The sequence below is a fragment of the Pseudomonas sp. PDM05 genome, assembly GCF_014851685.1.
Lineage (GTDB): Bacteria > Pseudomonadota > Gammaproteobacteria > Pseudomonadales > Pseudomonadaceae > Aquipseudomonas.
In genome coordinates, this window is the sequence record NZ_JACVAC010000013.1 from 61,480 (window position 1) to 79,519 (window position 18,040).

The following is an 18,040-nucleotide window of genomic DNA, read 5'->3' on the forward strand; positions in this document are numbered from 1 at the left end:
GCTCAGGCGTGCAGCTTGAAGTTTGACGCATGTTGCAGCTGCGTTTCGGCGGCGGACAATGAAGTGAGCGGGCCGCTGATAGGCTCGCCATCGCGCACCAGATACCAGCAGGCCAGCAACCCCAGCTCACGCAGAGGGGCGGGGACGGCGCTGCCGATGACGGACATGATTTGAACAGTGGGCATAAGAACCTCCAATCGCTATGGACGTCACCTTACGCGGCGCAGGGATCGGGGAAAAATCACCTGTCTCGATAGTGGACATTGACGGGACGCGTCAGTCCACCACTTGATCGAGCATCACCACCACTTCCTGCTCGCTGAGCAAGCCCTTGCGCACCAGGCTTTCTGCGAGCAACGCAAGGAATTTGGCACTGCGGTGGCCTTCCAGGTGCTTGAGTTCGGTAAGCGCGCTATAGACCTTGCTGGACGTACAGAGGCCAGCGGTATGGTGCGGGTTTTGTGTGGGCATGGTCAGTCGTCCTTGTTGTTATTGGGTGGACAGGCTCGATAGTGAGAGTGTGTCGTGACACAAACATGACAGCGCGAGCCCCGTTCGAGCAAGTAGACAATGGTGTTGATGATGTGCGATTGCGCCTCGACCATTGTCCTCACAGCGACCTTGGCGCGATGAATCCAGACTTTCCATGCAAAAAAAAGGCCTCGCAGGGTGGGCGAGGCCTGTTTCAGACAATTGGCGCTTACCAGCCGCGACCGTAGTAGCCGTGCGGAGGGCCGTAGTAGCCACGCGGAGGGCCGTAATAGACCGGCGCCGGGCGGTAGTAGACCTGTTGTTGCACGTACACCGGCGGTGGCGGTGCGTAGTAGACCGGCGGCGGAGCTGCATACACCGGCTGTGGCTGGACGTACACCGGTTGCTGCTGCACATAGACTTCACGCGGCTGGCTGGCAACCACGGAGCCTACGACGGCGGCGCCGACTAAAGCACCCAATACGGCCGGGCCACCCCATCCACCACCACCGTGGGCGGAGGCTTGGCCTGCCATCGCGAGTGCGCCAACCAGCAAGGCGATCTTGGGGATTGTACGAATCATGGTCATTCCTCGGTTAGCCCCTGCGCTTGTGGTCTGCAATCAATAGACTCAAGGATTGTCGCGGGGATGCTTTTAAGACAACGTATTTCAAGAAAACAGCACGGCCGCTAGGTAAAGGTTGTGTAAGGTCTGTACCGATTTGCTTACTCAGAGGAGTTTTCCATGCAAATGCACCCCAACAAGGACACCCAACTGTGTATGTCGCTGTCGGCGCGTCCCGGGAATTTTGGCCTGCGTTTTCATAACCACCTGTACGAACAGCTGGGTCTGAACTTCTACTATAAAGCCTTCAGCAGCCGGGATTTGCCCGGCGCGATCGGTGGTATCCGGGCGCTGGGCATTCGCGGTTGCGGGGTGTCGATGCCGTTCAAGGAGGCCGCCATTGCCTTAGTGGATGAACTCGACGATTCGGTTCAAGCCATCGACTCGCTCAACACCATCGTCAACACCGATGGCCATCTCAAGGCCTACAACACCGACTACATCGCCATCGAACAACTGCTGAAAAAGCATGCGGTACCCACAGACTCGACCTTCGCCCTGCGCGGCAGCGGCGGCATGGCCAAGGCCGTGGCCAGCGCCCTGCGTGACGGTGGCTACGGCAATGGCCTGATCGTGGCGCGCAACGAAGCGGCGGGCCGGGCGTTGGCACGCAACCTCGGGTACGAATGGCAGGCGGACCTGGGCGACGCGCGCCCGCAGATGCTGATCAACGTGACACCCATCGGCATGACCGGCGGGGCGCAGGCGAATGCGTTGGCGTTTGACGCCGAGGCAATCGATGTGGCGGACACTGTGTTCGATGTGGTGGCGATCCCCGCCGAAACGCCGTTGATCGTGCGTGGACAGGCGCAAGGCAAGCGCGTGATTACCGGGCTGGAAGTGATTGCGATCCAGGCGTTGGAGCAGTTTGTGCTGTACACCGGGGTGCGGCCTACAGACGAGCAGTTCCAGGCGGCGGTTGCCTTCGCCCGAACCTAAGGCCCCCCGAAGCTCTAATGTTGGAGTGGGCTTGTGTGGGAGCGGGCTTGCTCGCGAAGGCGGTGGTTCAGCCACCATCTCCGGTGACTGACACACTGCATTCGCGAGCAAGCCCGCTCCCACATTTAGGGGGGTGTTATGCCTGTTCCAGCTGGGTCAGGCGTTCTTCCAGTGCGGCAATCCGTGCTTCCAGCTCTTCAATGCGATCGGCTGAAACCGTGCTCCCACGCTCCACCGGATTGCCTCGCGCCGCGATAATCACCTCGATATCCGCCGGGTCCCCCAGCGCATGGGTGTATCGATCCTCCCGCTGCCCCGCCTGACGCGGCACCAACAGTGCCAGCCCCCGGGCAATCAAGCGTTCCAGCTGATGCACCACTTGCTCGGCATCTTCAAAGTCGTGCATGCGCCCGCTGCGGGTCAGCAGTTCATTGACGGTTTGCGGGCCACGCAAAAACAGCAGCCCGGTCAGGATCACCTGGGCCGGCACCAGTTCCAGCGCCTTGTCCACGCGGTGTTCCCAGCGGTCGGCGCGGCTGCCCATCACCAGGCGGGTAAAACCCTGGCCTTCCAGTGCGCGCAGGCTTTGGCCGACCTGGCCTTGGCTGAGGTTCATCACCGGCTCGCGGCTGGTCTTCTGGTTGCAGGCCAGCACCAGGGCGTTGAGGGTCAGGGGGTAGGTTTCCGGGTTGGTCGCCTGTTTTTCGATCAGGCAGCCCAGGATGCGGATTTCCGTGCTGTTCAGGCGCGGCTCAGGGGTGTCGGTGTCGTGCTCGGCGGTCATCGCGCTTTCCCTATGCAGTGAAGTGCCTAGCGTAAGCCGGAAAAAATAAAAGACAAGCGACCGGCCGGTCTATAATCGTCGCCTGTTCAAACCGCATCATCACCCATGAGACTGCCATGACTATTTCCCTGTACGCCGCTTCCATCCCAGTCTTCAAGCAAATGCTCACCGCCCTGAGCGGTGTGTTGACCAAGGCCGAAGCCCACGCCACCGCCAAGAACATCGAGCCGAACGCTCTGCTGCAAGCGCGTCTGTTCCCGGACATGTTCCCACTGGTGCGCCAGGTGCAGATCGCCGTTGACTTCGCCAAGGGCGTTTCCGCACGCCTGGCCGAGGTCGAAGTGCCGAAATACGAAGACAGCGAAGTGACTTTCGCCGACCTGCAAGCCCTGATCGCCAAGGTGCTGGCCTTCGTCGACACCCTCAAGCCTGAGCAAATCGACGGCAAGGAAGGCATCGAGATCATCACCCGCCCTGGCACGCCGAAAGAGAAGCGCTTCAGCGGCCAGTCCTACCTGCTGACCTACGGCCTGCCGCAGTTCTTCTTCCACGTCACCACCGCATACGCGCTGCTGCGTCACAACGGTGTGGAAGTGGGCAAGCGCGATTACATGGGCGCGTTCTAAGCGGCCAAAAAAAAGCCGGGGCGGTTCACTCAAGAACCGCCCCGGCTTTTTTGTGCGCGCAGGTCAGGCCGGTTGTTCTTCCTTGCCCAGGCACGCCGCAGCGGTAAACAGTACATCGGTGGACGAATTCAGCGCGGTCTCCGCCGAATCCTGCAACACGCCGATGATGAAACCGACCGCAACCACCTGCATCGCGATCTCGCTGGGGATGCCAAACAGGCTGCACGCCAGCGGGATCAGCAGCAGCGAACCACCGGCTACGCCCGAAGCACCGCAGGCGCAGATCGCGGCGACCACGCTGAGCAGCACGGCGGTGGGCAGGTCGACGGCAATACCCAGGGTGTGCACGGCGGCCAGGGTCAGCACGGTGATGGTGATGGCGGCGCCAGCCATGTTGATGGTGGCGCCGAGTGGGATCGACACCGAGTAGGTGTCTTCATGCAGGCCCAGGCGCTTGCTCAACGCCAGGTTGACCGGGATGTTTGCCGCCGAACTGCGGGTGAAGAAGGCGGTGATGCCGCTTTCGCGCAGGCACATCAACACCAGCGGGTAGGGGTTGCGGCGCAGTTTCCAGAACACGATGGCCGGGTTGATCACCAGTGCCACGAACAGCATGCAACCGATGAGCACCACCAGCAGGTGCGCATAGCCGAGCAGGGCGCCGAAACCGGAGGTGGCCAGGGTCGAGGCGACCAGGCCGAAAATGCCCAGGGGCGCGAAGCGGATCACTACCCGCACGATCAACGTCACGCCGTTGGACAGGTCATCCAGTACGGTACGGGTGGTTTGGCCAGCATGGCGAATGGCGATGCCCATGCCGATGGCCCAGGCCAGGATGCCGATAAAGTTGGCGTTCATCAGCGCGCTGACCGGGTTGTCCACCACGCTCAACAGCAGGCTTTGCAACACTTCGCCGATACCGCCGGGGGCGCTGACGGAGGTGTCATGGGTGATCAGCACCAGGGGTGACGGGAACCACATGCTGGCAATCACCGCCACCACGGCGGCGGCGAAGGTGCCAAGCAGGTACAGGAACAGAATCGGTTTGATATGGGTTTCCTGGCCGTGTTTATGGTTGGCGATCGACGCCATTACCAGCACAAACACCAGGATTGGCGCCACGGCCTTGAGCGCGGTGACAAACACTTTGCCGATAAACCCGGTGGCTTGGGCCGCCTGGGGCGCCAACAGCGCGAGCAGAATGCCGGCGATCAAACCGATGACAATTTGTGTAACCAGGCTGACGCGTGTCAGGCGCTGGAGCAGGGAGGGGGCAGCAGTCATAAACAGTTGTCTCTGATTTTTTTAGTAGGGCGCAGCATTGCAGGCAGAAAGGGCTGTAGGAAGCAGCCGCGGAGTCTAGCATGTCGTAGGAAATGTCCTCGCTGATGCGGCATTCCGTCACCCACGCCGGCGGCGCTTCGGCAAAGCCGGACATACTCTGTTAAGATTCTCGCCTCTCACCTTTCCCATCTGTCAGCGGGCCCTTCGGGCTGTCGTTGCTGTCGTCGTTTCTGGAGTTTTCATGTTGTTCCCCATCCTGCTGCTGTCGGCCGCCGGTTTTACCGTGCTGACCACGGAATTCGTCATCGTCGGCCTGCTGCCGTCCATCGCCCGGGACCTGCATGTCAGCGTGTCCCAGGCCGGGCTGCTGGTGACCTTGTTTGCTTTTACCGTGGCGGCATTCGGGCCGTTTCTCACGGCCTACTGCGCGCGTTTCCCGCGCAAGCGCCTGTTTATCAGCATCCTGATCCTGTTCGGGGTGGCCAATACCGTGGCTGCGCTGGCGTCAAACATCTGGGTGATGGCCGTGGCACGCTTGATCCCTGCGCTGGGCTTGCCGGTGTTCTGGGCCCTGGCCAGTGAAACCGCAGTGGACATCGTCGGCCCGGAGTACGCCGGGCGTGCCATCGAGAAGATCGGCTTCGGCATTGTCTGCGCCACCGTGTTCGGCATCCCGGTGGGCACGCTGATTTCCGATATGTTCGGCTGGCGCAGCGCGTTTGCCATCCTCGCGGTGGTGGCGTTGGCCAAGGCGCTGCTGTTGTTTATCTACCTGCCGGTGACTGCACCGAAAAACGCCGAAGTGACGCTGCGCTCGCAGTTCAAGATCCTGCGCAACCCGCTGATGCAGGGGCATATCCTGCTGTCGATCCTGGTGTTTTGCGGCATGTTCACCGCTTATACCTACCTGGCGGACATCCTTGAACGCCTGGCCGGGTTCGACGGCACGCTGGTGGGCTGGTGCTTGATGGGCTTCGGCGCGGTCGGGTTGATCGGCAACTCGTTGGGCGGGCGTGCGGTGGATCGTCACCCGCTGATTGCGTCCATGGTGTTCTGCGGTTTCATGATCGCTGGCATGGTTGCGTTGGTGCCGGCGATTCATTCCACCATCGGCCTGGCGGCCGCGATGGCGGTGTGGGGCGTGACCCAGGCGGCAATGTTCCTGGTCAGCCATGTGCGCTTGATGAAGGCCGCACCCCATGCGCCGGCGTTCGCCGCTTCGCTGAACATCGCCGGGGCCAACCTGGGCATCGGCTTGGGCGCGCTGGTTGGCGGGCATGTGATCGACACCCTGGGCCTTGGCAGCCTGGGCTTTGCTGCGTCCGGGTTTATCCTCGTGTCGATCCTGCTGGCCCTGTGGCTGATGAGTGTCAAATCGGCGCCGAACTATGCCTGATTCATGGTTGTTGGCCTGCTGTGGCGAGGGCGCAAGCTCCCTCGCCACATAGGCATCAGGGCAGGGCGGTGAACAACTCCCGCCTGGCACCTTCGGTAATCGCGACGATGCCGGGGTGCTTGACCTTGCGCTCGACCGAGATCGCGTAGAACGACTCGGTGACCGCCGTGGTCTGGCCAATCAACGCCACGCCGTATTGGCGCACCACTTCATCGGCAATCACGCTGGGGGCGATGAAAATCCCGCTGCCGGATTGGCCGAAGGCCTGCATCAAGGCGCTGTCGTCGAACTCGCCGATGATCCTGGGTTGGATCTGCTGTTCGGCGAACCAACGCTGCAAACGGCTGCGTACGACCGTCTCTGCACCCGGAATCAACAGCGGCGCCCCCTGCAAGCACTGTGGGAAGGTGCCGCTGTAGGCGTCAGCCAACGCCTGGGTGGCGAAAAAGCTGATCCCGCACTCGCCCAATTTCTGGCTGTAGCCCTTGATGTCCAGGTGCGTTGGCATCGGGCTGTCGGAAATCACCAGGTCCAGGCGCTGGATCGCCAGGTCAGCCAATAACCGTTCGAGTTTGTCTTCGCGGCAGGTGATGCGGATCGGTTCGCTCAACTCCATGGTCGGCGCAATCAGGCGGTAGACGATGGATTTGGGCACCACATCCGCTACGCCGACGCGGAACAGGATCTGCTGCTCATTCGGCTGCGCGCGCAGCATCGCCTCCAATTCATTGCCGGTCTGGAACATCTGCTCGGCGTAGGGCAGGGCCTGGCGCCCGGCTTCGGTCAGCTCCAGCTGGCGGCCGACCCGCTGAAACAACGCGATGCCAAAGGTTTGCTCAAGCAGGCTGATCTGCCCGCTGATGGTCTGGGGCGTGAGGTTCAGTTGCTCGCAGGCGCGCACGATGCTGCCCGTCTTGGCCACGACCCAGAAGTAATGCAATTGGCGGTAATTGAGCATGCTGGCTATCACTTCGTGAAAACCGAAGTATACGTGAGAAAAATACGAATTTTTCTGAACTGTTCACCTGCATAGAATGCCTCGCTATCGCGGGGCCACTATTTGGACCCAATGGTTCTAACGAGGAATACATCATGAAACTCAATTCCCTGGGCGCAGCATCGTTGCTTGCGCTTTCATTGGTGGTGATCAGCGGCTGCGATCAGGTCGAAAAAAGCGCCCAGCAGGTGTTGGGCAAGGCCACCGAGTCGGCCAAGCAAGCGATCGATGACACCCACAAGGCCGCCGAGCAGGCGTTGAGTGAAGCGACACAAGGCTTGATCAAGCCTGAGAAGCAGGAAAAAGAAGCTGAAGACGCTTCCGACACCCAAGAAACCTAATTCCCCGGCACAACCTCAGGACTGACCTATGGATTACCTTTTACAGCTGGCCGCCAGCCCCACCGCCTGGGTGGCATTGGCGACGTTGATCGTCATGGAAATCGTGCTGGGCATCGATAACCTGATCTTTATCTCGATCCTCACCAACAAACTGCCTGAGCAGCACCGGGCCAAGGCGCGACGCATCGGCATCAGCATGGCGCTGGTATTGCGCCTGGGCCTGTTGAGTACCATCGCGTTCATCGTGCAACTGACGGCGCCAGTGTTCGAAGTGTTCGGCCAGGCGTTCTCGTGGAAGGACATGATCCTGATCGCCGGCGGCCTGTTCCTGGTGTGGAAGGCTACCACCGAGATCCATCACAGCATGGACCCGGAGCCCGAGGAGAAGGTCAGCGTCGGCAATACGGTGACCATCGGTTTCGCGGCGGCCATCGGCCAGATCCTGTTGCTGGACCTGGTGTTCTCCATCGACAGCATCATTACCGCCGTGGGCATGACCGAGCACTTGCCGATCATGATCATCGCCGTGGTGACCTCGGTGATCGTGATGCTGGTGGCGGCTGAACCGCTGGCCAAGTTCATCAACGACAACCCGACCGTGGTGATGCTGGCCCTGGGCTTCCTGATCATGATCGGCATGACGCTGATCGCCGAAGGCTTCGGCGCCCATGTGCCAAAAGGCTACGTGTACGCAGCGATGGCGTTCTCGGCAGTGATCGAGTGCCTGAACATCGCTCGACGCAATCGGCATAAGCGTTTGCTGGCTGCCCGCCAATAACCACTGACCTCAAAAGGCCGGCTGCGCTCACAAGAGCCCAGCCGGCCTTTTGCTGTCTGTTAGAATTCGTGCACTTGATAGCTTGAGGTCCTACATGAACGAGCCGATTCGTCTTACCCAGTACAGCCATGGCGCGGGTTGTGGCTGCAAGATTTCCCCCCAGGTCCTGGAGGTGATCCTCGCCGGCAGCGGCGCACAGAACCTCGATCCCAAGCTGTGGGTGGGCAACGCCTCGCGGGACGATGCGGCGGTGTACGCCATTGACGATGAACGCGGCGTAGTTTCCACCACTGACTTCTTCATGCCGATTGTCGATGACCCGTTCGATTTCGGTCGGATCGCGGCCACCAACGCCATCAGCGACATCTACGCGATGGGCGGCGACCCGTTGATGGCCATCGCCATCCTCGGCTGGCCCGTCAACGTGCTGGCGCCGGAGATTGCCCGCGAGGTGATTCGCGGCGGTCGTGCGGTGTGCGACGACGCGGGTATTGCGCTGGCGGGTGGTCACTCCATTGACGCGCCGGAACCGATCTTCGGGCTAGCCGTAACCGGCATCGTGCAAAAGCGCCATATGAAGCGCAACGACACAGCCACCGTCGGCTGTCGCTTGTACCTCACCAAGCCCCTGGGCATCGGCATCCTGACCACCGCCGAAAAGAAGGGCAAGTTGCGTGAAGCGGATGTGGGCCTGGCCCGCGACTGGATGTGCACCCTCAACAAGCCTGGCAGCCGGTTTGGCAAGCTGGCAGGGGTCATGGCAATGACCGACGTCACTGGTTTCGGTCTTCTGGGGCACTTGGTGGAAATGGCGGACGGCAGTGGGGTAACGGCGCGTATTGAATACAGCAAAGTCCCACGCCTTGCCGGGATCGAGGACTACCTGGATCAGGGCTGCATGCCAGGTGGCACCCTGCGTAACTTTGACAGTTACTCAAGCAAGCTCGGACGCCTGCAAGAGTTGCACAAGCGTGTGCTGTGCGACCCGCAGACCAGCGGCGGCCTGTTGATTGCCGTGACCCCTGACGGCGACGCCGACTTCCACGCGGTGGCCTGCGAACTGGGCCTGACCCTCGAGCCAATCGGCGTACTGGTCGAGCGACAGATCCACGCGGTAGAGGTGATGTGATGACAGGCGACATCACCGACTACCGCGACATCTTCCTCAGCGACCGACCGATGATGGACACCCGCGCGCCGGTCGAGTTTGCCAAAGGCGCCTTCCCCGGCGTGGTCAACCTGCCGCTGATGAGCGACGACGAGCGCGAGCGGGTGGGCACTTGCTACAAGCAGCGTGGCCAGCAGGCCGCCATTGTGCTGGGGCATGAGCTGGTATCCGGCGCGATCAAGGCGCAACGCATCGAGCGCTGGGCACAATTCGCCCAGGCTCACCCGGACGGCTACCTGTATTGCTTTCGTGGGGGCTTGCGTTCGCAGATTGTGCAGCAGTGGCTCAAGACCGAGGCAGGCATCGAGTACCCGCGTGTCGGCGGCGGCTACAAGGCGATGCGCACCTTCCTGTTTGAAACCGTCGAGCAGGCTGCGGCCCAGTGTGATTTCGTGTTGCTGGGCGGCATGACCGGTACAGGCAAGACCGAGGTCCTTGGCCAATTGCATAACGCCCTGGACCTGGAAGGCCACGCCAACCATCGCGGTTCCAGTTTCGGCAAGCGTGCCACGGTGCAGCCCTCCAACATCGACTTCGAAAACCGCCTGGCCGTGGACCTGCTAAAAAAGCGCGCCGCCGGGATCGAGCAGTTCGTGGTCGAGGACGAAAGCCGCATGATCGGCAGTTGCGCCTTGCCGCTGGCGCTGCACAAGGGCATGCAGGCGTTTCCAATGGTGTGGTTGCAAGACAGTGTGCAAGGCCGGGTCGAACGCATCCTGCGTGACTACGTGGTAGAGCTGTGTGCCGAATTTATCGCGGTGTTTGGCGACGCGGGCCAGGCGCTGTTCGCCGAGCGCCTGACCCAGAGCCTGGGCAATATCCACAAGCGCCTGGGCGGTGAGCGCTTCCAGCGTTTGCACGGGATCTTGCAGGCGGCCCTGGCAGAACAGGCCCGCAGTGGTGCGGTGGACCTGCACCGCGCCTGGATCGAAGGGCTTTTGCGGGAATATTACGACCCGATGTACGCCTTCCAGCGTGAAAGCAAAGGCACCCGCATCGAGTTCATCGGGGAGCAGGGCGCCGTGGTCGAGTATTTGCGCGAGCGCGCGCGCGTCAGAGGATAAGTGCGCCGATCAAACCACATACGACGCCCATCAGCATCGTCAGCCCGGCCACCGTCACCAGCACCCGTGTGTCGAAATCCTTACGCAGCATCAGCAGTGACGGCAGGCTGACGCTGGGCAGCGTCATCAGCAGCGCCACGGCCGGCCCGGTGCCCATGCCCAGGGTCATCATGGTTTGTACGATCGGGATCTCCGCGGCGGTAGGAATCACGAACAACGTGCCGACAATCGCCAGGGGAACCAGCCACACCAGGCTGTCAGCCATCGCGCCGTCCACATGGGGAAACAGCCATACCCGCGCTGCGCCGAGGATCAATACCGCCAGGATGTACACCGGGATGGTGCTCCAGAACAGCTGCCACAGGGTCCGCAGCCAGCGGCCCAGGAACGGCTGCGACTCGATCACGCTGGCTTCGGCCACGGCGTCCAGTGCCGCTGGCGGCACTTGTTCCGCACGGGCGATACGTTGCGCCACCAACGACACACCCACCACCAGTACGATACCCGCCACCAGTCGCAGCGCAGTAAATCCCCAGCCCAGCACAAAGCCCATGAACACCAGGGTGGCCGGGTTCAGCACCGGGTTGGCGATCCAGAACGCCAGCGCCGCGCCCACCGAGACCTGTTGGCGACGCATGCCGGCGGCCACCGGTGCCGCGCAGCAACTGCACATCATGCCCGGCAGGGCGAACAACCCACCACGCAGGGTCGAACCCAGCCCGGCTTTGCCAAACAGGCGCAGCAGCCAATCGCGGGGGATCAGGACTTGCAACAGGGAACCCAGGATCACCGCCAGCAAGGCCGCCTTCCAGATGGCCAGGAAGTACACCTGGGCGTAGGCCAGTGCCGCCGCCCATGGCGCACTGTGCTGATCGTTGAGAATCGAGGCGCCGATGCTGTGGTTGTCGGCGGCCACGAAGGCCTTGAGGTAGTAGGGCGACCACTTCACATAATAAAGGCCGACGCAGGCAACCAGCACAAACAGCGCCGGCTTGCACCAGAAAGACCAGCCCCGTTGGGGCTGGGTGGATGTGGGATTGGGCATGGGGAGGATCCGCAGGTGATTCGATAGCGGCGCATCATACGCTGTCAGCTATCGGCGCTCACCTGCGTCGGTTCCGGGCAGGATTCTTCGCCGTTGTTCAAGCCTTGCTTGTAGTTGCGGCTCAGCAGCGACGCCTTGCCGTTGTGCCAGGTCAAGGTCAGCACGTACAGGGTGTCGTAGTCGCTGCCGGACCAGTCGTCGGTGATGGTGTGTTTTTCGCCCGACGCTTCACTCGCCACCTTGTTGATCAACTCCGGTAGGTAGCCGTGGGACCAGGCGGTGTAGATGGTGGCGTTGTGGTACTTGTCTTCCACCAGTTCATCGGCGAGGGCACTGGTGTCGTTTGCCGAAAACTTGATGTTCACCGGCAGGCCGAGTTTGATGGCGCTGGGACTGATGGTCATCAGTGGGCGAATGTAGCTGTAGGAATTGTCGAACTCGCCTTCCTCGACATTGCGCGTCGGGTTGGCGGCGAACACAAAGTTGGCCTTGCCGAATTTTTCCGGCAATACCGTGGCGAGGTTCATCGCCCGGTTCAGGCCCTGGCAATTGAGCTGGCCCAGGCCGCCAGCGGGTTTTTCGCCGTGGCGCAGGAAGACCAGGGTTTGCACGCCGTCTACCTGCTCGGCACGGCTGGTGCGCGATTCCAGGGTCAGGCCGATGGCGCCACCGACCAGCAACAGCGGCAACATGATGTATGAATAGCGTTTCAGGCGTAACGCAAGGCACGGAGGCTTGATTGTCATTGGTCTGGAGTCTTCAGTGCATCGAGTGAGGGCGGACAAGCCCGGCCCCAGTGACGCCAAGGGCGTCCTGCGGTATTTCCTGTCGTTACAGCAAGGTGCCTCCATTCACCGTTCAAGCGCAGGTAAGAGTGCGCAAGGGCGCATTGGTTCGCCTGCGCGGGATAATAGCCAGCGCATGTTGCGCATTGATGACCCAAGCAGGACACCGGGAAGATGACTATCATGGGGGCTTTGCGCCCAGGGGATTTCCCGATGAACTCGCTTGCCAGCTTCCCGATTAATAGCAAATGGCCCGCTCAACACCCCGAACGCCTGCAACTGTACTCGCTGCCTACGCCCAACGGGGTAAAAGTCTCGATCATGCTTGAGGAGTTGGGCCTGCCCTATGAGGCGCACAAGGTCAGCTTCGAGACCCAGGACCAGTTGTCCCCCGAGTTCATGTCCCTGAACCCCAACAACAAGATCCCTGCGATCATCGACCCCGACGGCCCCGGCGGCCAGCCATTGGCGCTGTTCGAGTCCGGCGCGATCCTGATCTACCTGGCGGAAAAAACCAGCCAGTTGCTCTCCGAGGACCCGGCCACCCGCTATGAAACCCTGCAATGGCTGATGTTCCAGATGGGCGGCATCGGGCCGATGTTTGGCCAGTTGGGCTTCTTCAACAAGTTTGCCGGCAAGGCCTACGAGGACAAACGCCCGCGCGACCGCTACGCCGCCGAGTCCCGACGCTTGCTGGCGGTGCTGGAGCAGCGCCTGCTGGGCCGCACCTGGATCATGGGCGACGACTACAGCATCGCCGACATCGCGACCTTCCCATGGATCCGCAACCTGATCGGCTTCTACGAATCAGGCGACCTGGTGGGTATCGCCGACTTCCCTAACGTACTGCGCGCGCTGGACGGCTTTGTGGCCCGCCCGGCGGTGATCCGTGGCCTGAATATTCCGAGCTGAAGCATGCCGATTTTCGATTTCAAACAACTGGATGTATTCAGCCACGTGCCCCTCAAGGGCAACCCGCTGGCTGTGGTGCTTGGCGCTGACAGCCTGACGGACCAGCAGATGGCCGATTTCGCCAATTGGACCAACCTCAGTGAAACCACGTTTTTGCTGACACCGCGTGATCCTCTCGCCGACTACCGGGTGCGAATTTTCACCACCGTGCAGGAACTACCGTTCGCCGGCCACCCGACGTTGGGCACGTGCCATGCGTGGTTGCAAGCGGGCGGTGTACCCAAGGGCGAGGACATCGTCCAGGAGTGCGAGATCGGCTTGGTGCGTGTGCGTCGCCAAGGTGATGAGCTGGCGTTTATTGCTCCGCCGTTATTGCGTTGCGGTCCAGTGCAAGCGCCTGTGCTGCAGCGAGTGTGCCTGGGGTTGGGCTTGAGTCCCGAAGCCGTTGTGCGCAGTCAGTGGGTCGACAATGGTGCAGGGTGGCTGGCGTTGATGTTGGCCGATCGCGATCAAGTGCTGAGTTTGCAGCCGGACTATTCGCAGTTGCTCGGTCTGGCGGTGGGGGTGATCGCCCCCTGCGACCCGGTGCGCGACGACGTGGACACGCAGTTTGAAGTGCGCGGCTTTATCGCTGGAGACGGCGCCCCGGAAGACCCGGCCACCGGCAGCTTGAACGCCGGTATCGCCCAATGGCTGCTGGGCGAAGGCTTGGCGCCAGAGCGTTATGTGGTCAGTCAGGGCACGGCCCTCGGGCGTGCAGGGCGGATTCGCGTCGAACGCCAGGGCGATGACATCTGGGTCGGCGGTGCGGTCGCAGTGTGTATCGAGGGGCGTCTACAGCTCTAGATCAATAAACTGTTACTGCCCGTGCAATACACTATTGGGTCGTCGGCGTTTGTGTTGCCCATGCCGGTGGGCATAAGCTTTCGCCCCAAAGTCTTTAGCCATTTTTCAGGACCGCCATGACCAGCCAGTTCCCCCAAGCTCGCCCACGCCGCCTGCGCCGCTCCCCGGAGCTGCGTGGCTTGTTCCAGGAAACCGAGTTCACCCTCAACGATCTGGTGCTGCCGATTTTCGTCGAAGAAGAAATCGACGACTTCGTGCCGATCACCAGCATGCCCGGCGTGCAGCGTATCCCTGAGAAGAAACTGGCCGCCGAGATCGAGCGCTACGCCCGCGCCGGCATCAAGTCGGTGATGACCTTTGGCGTGTCCCACCACCTGGACGCCAGCGGCAGCGATACGTGGAAGGAACGTGGCCTGGTCTCGCGTATGTCCTCGATCATCAAGGACGCCGTGCCGGAAATGATCGTGATGTCCGACACCTGTTTCTGCGAATACACCGACCACGGCCACTGCGGCGTGATGCACGGTGCCCACGTCGATAACGACGCGACCCTGGTCAACCTCGGCAAACAAGCCGTCGCTGCCGCCCGTGCTGGCGCCGATGTGATCGCACCGTCGGCAGCGATGGACGGGCAGGTCCAGGCGATCCGTCGTGCCCTGGATGACGCCGGTTTCACCCACATCCCGATCATGGCCTACTCGACCAAATTCGCCTCGGCCCTCTACGGCCCGTTCCGCGAAGCCGGCGGCAGTGCGCTCAAGGGCGACCGCAAAAGCTACCAGATGAACCCGATGAACCGCCGCGAAGCCGTGCGTGAGTCGCTGCTGGATGAACAGGAAGGCGCCGATGCGCTGATGGTCAAGCCGGCGGGGGCCTACCTCGACATCATCCGCGACATCCGCGAAGCCTCGCGCTTGCCGGTGGCGGCGTATCAGGTCAGTGGCGAGTACGCGATGATCAAGTTCGGTGCCCAGGCGGGGGCGATTGATGAAGCTCGCGTGGTGCGCGAAACCCTCGGTTCGATCAAGCGGGCCGGTGCGGATTTGATCTTCACCTACTTTGCGATGGACCTGGCCCTGGCCGGGATCTAAAAATGTGGGAGCGGGCTTGCTCGCGAAAGCAGTGGTTCAGTAAAAGATCTAGTGACTGACACTCCGCTTTCGCGAGCAAGCCCGCTCCCACATTGTTTTGTGTTGCCTATCAGCGCTGCGCAAACGCCAGATTCAACCCCAACCCCGCAAAGGCCGCCGCAAAACTGCGACGCAGCCAGTTCTGCACCCGTGGCGATTCGATCACCGCGCGCCGAAAGACATTGGCCAGCAGGCCATACGCCACGAACACCGCAAATGTCATCGCCATGAACACGCCGCTCAGTACCAGCAGTTGCACGCTAGGCGAAGTGCTGCCCGGCGCGACGAACTGCGGCAAAAAGGCCAGGAAGAAAATGGTCAGCTTCGGATTCAGAATGTTCATCAAGAAGGCGCGCAGCATCAGGCTGCGCGCACTCGCGACCGTGGGCGTGTCACTGACGGCAAACGCCGAGCGATCCCGCCAGGTGGCATAGGCCACATACAGCAGGTAGGCGACGCCGGCATACTTGAGCATGTCGAACGCCAGGGCACTGGTGTGCAGCAGGGCGGACAGGCCGAGAATCGAGGCCAGCAGGTGCGGGATGATCCCGGCGGTGCAGCCCAGCGCTGCGAACATGCTGGCGCGTTTGCCGGCGGTGAGGCCGGTGGATACGGTAAAAATCACCCCGGTGCCGGGAATCAGCACCACAATCAGGCACGTGACGAGGAAGTTCAGGCTGAGCATGGCATTCAAACTCCTTGTAGGAATGGTCGATGACAGATCCTGTCACGATAGGCGCCGGTTGGCGAGCGCGTCCGTTTCGCGAACCCTGGTTACACTTGCCGGTCGATATACCCGGTCCCGCCGTTATTCAAGGAAGCGCCCATGTCCCTAAGCCGCCTGATCCTGTGCCTCATCCCGTTGCTGGTGCTGGCCGGTTGTTCCACCTCGCGCGGCCCGCAACAGCCGGCGCGTAGCGAAGCCGAGGTGAAGGCGCAGATTGTGCGCTTGTTGCCTGCACAACTCGCGGACCGCAACGGTTGGGCCCAGGACATCTACACCGCCTTCGACACCCAGAAGATCTACCCGAGCACCGAGAACATCTGCGCCGTACTGGCAGTGACCGAGCAGGAGTCCACCTATCAGGTCGACCCGCCTGTGCCGAACATGGGCAAGATCGCTGGGGATGAAATCCTGCGGCGTGCCGGAAAAGTCCATGTGCCGGCCTTTGTGGTACGCAGCGCCTTGCAGTTGCGCTCGCCCACCGGCAAGTCCTACGCCGACCGCCTGAATGCCGCACGCACAGAGAAGGACCTCAGCGGCATCTTTGACGATTTCATCAGCATGGTGCCCCTTGGCAACACCTTGTTTGGTGGCTTCAACCCGGTGCATACCGCCGGTCCCATGCAAGTCAGCATCGACTTTGCACAGAAACAGGCGCGGGGTTATCCCTACACGGTTGACGGCACGATCCGACGCGAAGTCTTCACCAGGCGCGGTGGCATGTACTTTGGCATTGCCCATCTGCTCGGCTACCCGGTGAACTACGACCAGCCGCTGTACCGCTTCGCCGACTTCAACGCGGGGTGGTACGCCAGCCGCAACGCGGCATTCCAGGCGGCGCTCAGCCGCGTCTCTGGCACCGAACTGGCGTTGGATGGGGATTTGATCCGCTACGGTTCATTGCTGCCCGGCACCACCGAGCTGGCGGTGCGTTCACTGGGCGCGAAGCTGGACATGCGTAACCCGAGCATCCGCAGCCAGTTGGAGCAGGGTGAGCAGTTGGACTTTGAAGACACCACCCTCTACAAGCGCGTTTTCGCGCTGGCAGACAAGGCTGCCGGCAAGCCGATGCCACGGGCGATCCTGCCGGGCATCGTGCTCAAGAGTCCGAAGATCACCCGCAACCTGACCACCGCGTGGTTCGCCAAGCGCGTGGATGAGCGCTATCAGCGTTGCATGCAGCGCTGATCAGCTGCGGCGCTTGATAAACCGGCGCCACAACCACACCCACAACCACACCACCGGGAACGCCAGGATCACAAACGGCAGCACATAGCTTGCGCGTTCCAGGGCGTCGGCGGTGCCGTTCACCAGGTTGTCGCCGAGGTTGCTGAACATGCGACTGAAGCGTGACGGCTGGTTCGCGCCGTCGGCGGAGCGGAAGTTCAGGGTCACACGGTTGGTGTCGAGACGGCGTTGCTGGTTGGCGCCGATCTGCGCCAGCTGCTGCAGCTCGTTTTCGATGGAGGCCTGTTCCTTGCTCAAGGCGATCAAGTCACTGACGGTGATGTCCTTGCGCTTGGCCAACTCGTCGAGACGTTGTTGCTGGGCTTGCAGGCGGTCCTGGCGGCGGCGTACATCGGCGACGGCGTCGGCCAGGTCTTCGGCGGTGGTGATGCGTTGGCCGAGCTTGCCGCCTTCGGCAGCCATGGCGACGATCGGCTCCACGCCGGTGGGCGCGATGCGCAGGATGATCTCGCCGCCGTTACCGTCCTCGGTGATGCCGAGGATATTGCAGGCACCAAAACGTGCCGTCTCGCAGGCCTCGCGCGTGGCCTGCATGCGCGGCGCGAGCAGGGCGCCGGGCAGGGCCAGGGTCAGCTCGTGTTCATAGGCTAGTTGTGCACCGGCCTGGCTTTGTTCACCGTTGATCGCCCTGGCGCTGGAGTGGTCCTTGGGCGAGCAACCGGCGAGGGTCAAGCCTGCGAACAAGATCAAGAAAAACGGTGTGGCTTTGCCGTCCGGATGGCGCATTGCGGTTCCTTGGGAGGTACGGGGAAATTTGGACGGCGATTAAAGCGGGTCTGGGGGATTAACGCAAAGCATCGTGGAGGATTTGTACCGTTGATGGTGCTGGCCGTCCCCAGGAGTCTGGCGTACACCTCAAGCCTGACTCCAAGGAAGA

The 18,040-nt window shown here is 61.8% G+C and carries 21 protein-coding genes; 11 read left to right on the forward strand and 10 right to left on the reverse strand.

The window, feature by feature from the left end:
- Nucleotides 1-2 precede the first annotated feature (2 nt).
- The 3 genes from IB241_RS22145 to IB241_RS22155 form a co-directional block, all read right to left on the reverse strand.
- Nucleotides 3-185: a hypothetical protein gene (locus IB241_RS22145; protein WP_192300333.1), complete on the reverse strand. Its 183-nt coding sequence runs from the start codon at nt 183-185 to the stop codon at nt 3-5.
- Nucleotides 186-276: 91 nt separating this feature from the next.
- Nucleotides 277-471: a hypothetical protein gene (locus IB241_RS22150; protein ID WP_192300334.1), complete on the reverse strand. Its 195-nt coding sequence runs from the start codon at nt 469-471 to the stop codon at nt 277-279.
- 229 nt (nt 472-700) lie between these two features.
- Nucleotides 701-1,060 (reverse strand): hypothetical protein, encoded by a 360-nt coding sequence (locus IB241_RS22155; protein WP_122490077.1) that lies wholly within the window; start codon nt 1,058-1,060, stop codon nt 701-703.
- A gap of 156 nt (nt 1,061-1,216) precedes the next feature.
- Here IB241_RS22155 and IB241_RS22160 point away from each other — a divergent pair, with 156 nt between their 5' ends.
- Nucleotides 1,217-2,035, forward strand: coding sequence for a shikimate 5-dehydrogenase (locus IB241_RS22160; RefSeq protein WP_192300335.1), 819 nt, complete (start codon nt 1,217-1,219; stop codon nt 2,033-2,035).
- Between the two features lie 136 nt (nt 2,036-2,171).
- On the opposite strand, the gene IB241_RS22165 is transcribed toward IB241_RS22160, so the two are convergent.
- Nucleotides 2,172-2,819, reverse strand: a complete 648-nt coding sequence (locus IB241_RS22165) for a YceH family protein (protein WP_192300336.1) — start codon at nt 2,817-2,819, stop codon at nt 2,172-2,174.
- A gap of 116 nt (nt 2,820-2,935) precedes the next feature.
- Between IB241_RS22165 and IB241_RS22170 the strand changes: the two genes are divergently transcribed.
- On the forward strand, nt 2,936-3,445 hold the full coding sequence (locus IB241_RS22170) for a DUF1993 family protein (RefSeq protein WP_192300337.1): 510 nt from the start codon (nt 2,936-2,938) through the stop codon (nt 3,443-3,445).
- A 63-nt stretch (nt 3,446-3,508) separates the two neighbouring features.
- Here the strand turns inward: IB241_RS22170 and sstT are convergent, their stop codons facing one another.
- Nucleotides 3,509-4,729, reverse strand: coding sequence for a serine/threonine transporter SstT (sstT, locus tag IB241_RS22175; RefSeq protein WP_192300338.1), 1,221 nt, complete (start codon nt 4,727-4,729; stop codon nt 3,509-3,511).
- Between the two features lie 241 nt (nt 4,730-4,970).
- Here sstT and IB241_RS22180 point away from each other — a divergent pair, with 241 nt between their 5' ends.
- Nucleotides 4,971-6,125, forward strand: a complete 1,155-nt coding sequence (locus IB241_RS22180; RefSeq protein ID WP_192300339.1) for an MFS transporter — start codon at nt 4,971-4,973, stop codon at nt 6,123-6,125.
- 55 nt (nt 6,126-6,180) lie between these two features.
- Here IB241_RS22180 and nhaR read toward each other — a convergent pair whose 3' ends face one another.
- Nucleotides 6,181-7,083, reverse strand: coding sequence for a transcriptional activator NhaR (gene nhaR / locus IB241_RS22185; RefSeq protein WP_192300340.1), 903 nt, complete (start codon nt 7,081-7,083; stop codon nt 6,181-6,183).
- 134 nt (nt 7,084-7,217) lie between these two features.
- Here nhaR and IB241_RS22190 point away from each other — a divergent pair, with 134 nt between their 5' ends.
- The 4 genes from IB241_RS22190 (at nt 7,218) to mnmH (ending at nt 10,473) form a co-directional block, all read left to right on the forward strand.
- Complete coding sequence (locus tag IB241_RS22190) at nt 7,218-7,463, forward strand: hypothetical protein (protein ID WP_192300341.1); 246 nt, start codon at nt 7,218-7,220, stop codon at nt 7,461-7,463.
- Nucleotides 7,464-7,491: 28 nt separating this feature from the next.
- Nucleotides 7,492-8,241 (forward strand): TerC family protein, encoded by a 750-nt coding sequence (locus IB241_RS22195; RefSeq protein ID WP_192300342.1) that lies wholly within the window; start codon nt 7,492-7,494, stop codon nt 8,239-8,241.
- A gap of 94 nt (nt 8,242-8,335) precedes the next feature.
- Nucleotides 8,336-9,370: a selenide, water dikinase SelD gene (gene selD, locus IB241_RS22200; protein WP_192300343.1), complete on the forward strand. Its 1,035-nt coding sequence runs from the start codon at nt 8,336-8,338 to the stop codon at nt 9,368-9,370.
- Complete coding sequence (gene mnmH, locus IB241_RS22205; RefSeq protein WP_192300344.1) at nt 9,370-10,473, forward strand: tRNA 2-selenouridine(34) synthase MnmH; 1,104 nt, start codon at nt 9,370-9,372, stop codon at nt 10,471-10,473. Before selD ends, mnmH begins: the two co-directional genes overlap by 1 nt.
- On the opposite strand, the gene IB241_RS22210 is transcribed toward mnmH, so the two are convergent.
- Entirely contained in the window at nt 10,463-11,518 is a 1,056-nt protein-coding gene (locus IB241_RS22210; protein WP_192300345.1) for a permease, read from the reverse strand. The genes mnmH and IB241_RS22210 overlap by 11 nt on opposite strands.
- A gap of 44 nt (nt 11,519-11,562) precedes the next feature.
- The gene (locus tag IB241_RS22215; RefSeq protein ID WP_192300346.1) at nt 11,563-12,264 is read right to left on the reverse strand and encodes a histidine phosphatase family protein; all 702 of its coding nucleotides are present in this window, start codon (nt 12,262-12,264) and stop codon (nt 11,563-11,565) included.
- Nucleotides 12,265-12,516: 252 nt separating this feature from the next.
- On the opposite strand from IB241_RS22215, the gene IB241_RS22220 reads away from it, so the two are divergent.
- The 3 genes from IB241_RS22220 (at nt 12,517) to hemB (ending at nt 15,152) form a co-directional block, all read left to right on the forward strand.
- Entirely contained in the window at nt 12,517-13,215 is a 699-nt protein-coding gene (locus IB241_RS22220; RefSeq protein WP_192300347.1) for a glutathione S-transferase N-terminal domain-containing protein, read from the forward strand.
- Nucleotides 13,216-13,218: 3 nt separating this feature from the next.
- On the forward strand, nt 13,219-14,061 hold the full coding sequence (locus tag IB241_RS22225) for a PhzF family phenazine biosynthesis protein (protein WP_192300348.1): 843 nt from the start codon (nt 13,219-13,221) through the stop codon (nt 14,059-14,061).
- A 116-nt stretch (nt 14,062-14,177) separates the two neighbouring features.
- Nucleotides 14,178-15,152 (forward strand): porphobilinogen synthase, encoded by a 975-nt coding sequence (hemB, locus tag IB241_RS22230; protein WP_192300349.1) that lies wholly within the window; start codon nt 14,178-14,180, stop codon nt 15,150-15,152.
- A gap of 109 nt (nt 15,153-15,261) precedes the next feature.
- On the opposite strand, the gene IB241_RS22235 is transcribed toward hemB, so the two are convergent.
- Nucleotides 15,262-15,876, reverse strand: a complete 615-nt coding sequence (locus IB241_RS22235) for a LysE family translocator (RefSeq protein ID WP_192300350.1) — start codon at nt 15,874-15,876, stop codon at nt 15,262-15,264.
- A gap of 141 nt (nt 15,877-16,017) precedes the next feature.
- Here IB241_RS22235 and IB241_RS22240 point away from each other — a divergent pair, with 141 nt between their 5' ends.
- Nucleotides 16,018-17,103 carry a DUF1615 domain-containing protein gene (locus IB241_RS22240; RefSeq protein WP_192300351.1) on the forward strand — a complete coding sequence of 362 codons (1,086 nt, stop codon included), beginning with the start codon at nt 16,018-16,020 and terminating at the stop codon, nt 17,101-17,103.
- Here the strand turns inward: IB241_RS22240 and IB241_RS22245 are convergent, their stop codons facing one another.
- Nucleotides 17,104-17,889 carry a DUF4349 domain-containing protein gene (locus IB241_RS22245; protein WP_192300352.1) on the reverse strand — a complete coding sequence of 262 codons (786 nt, stop codon included), beginning with the start codon at nt 17,887-17,889 and terminating at the stop codon, nt 17,104-17,106.
- Nucleotides 17,890-18,040: the final 151 nt, after the last annotated feature.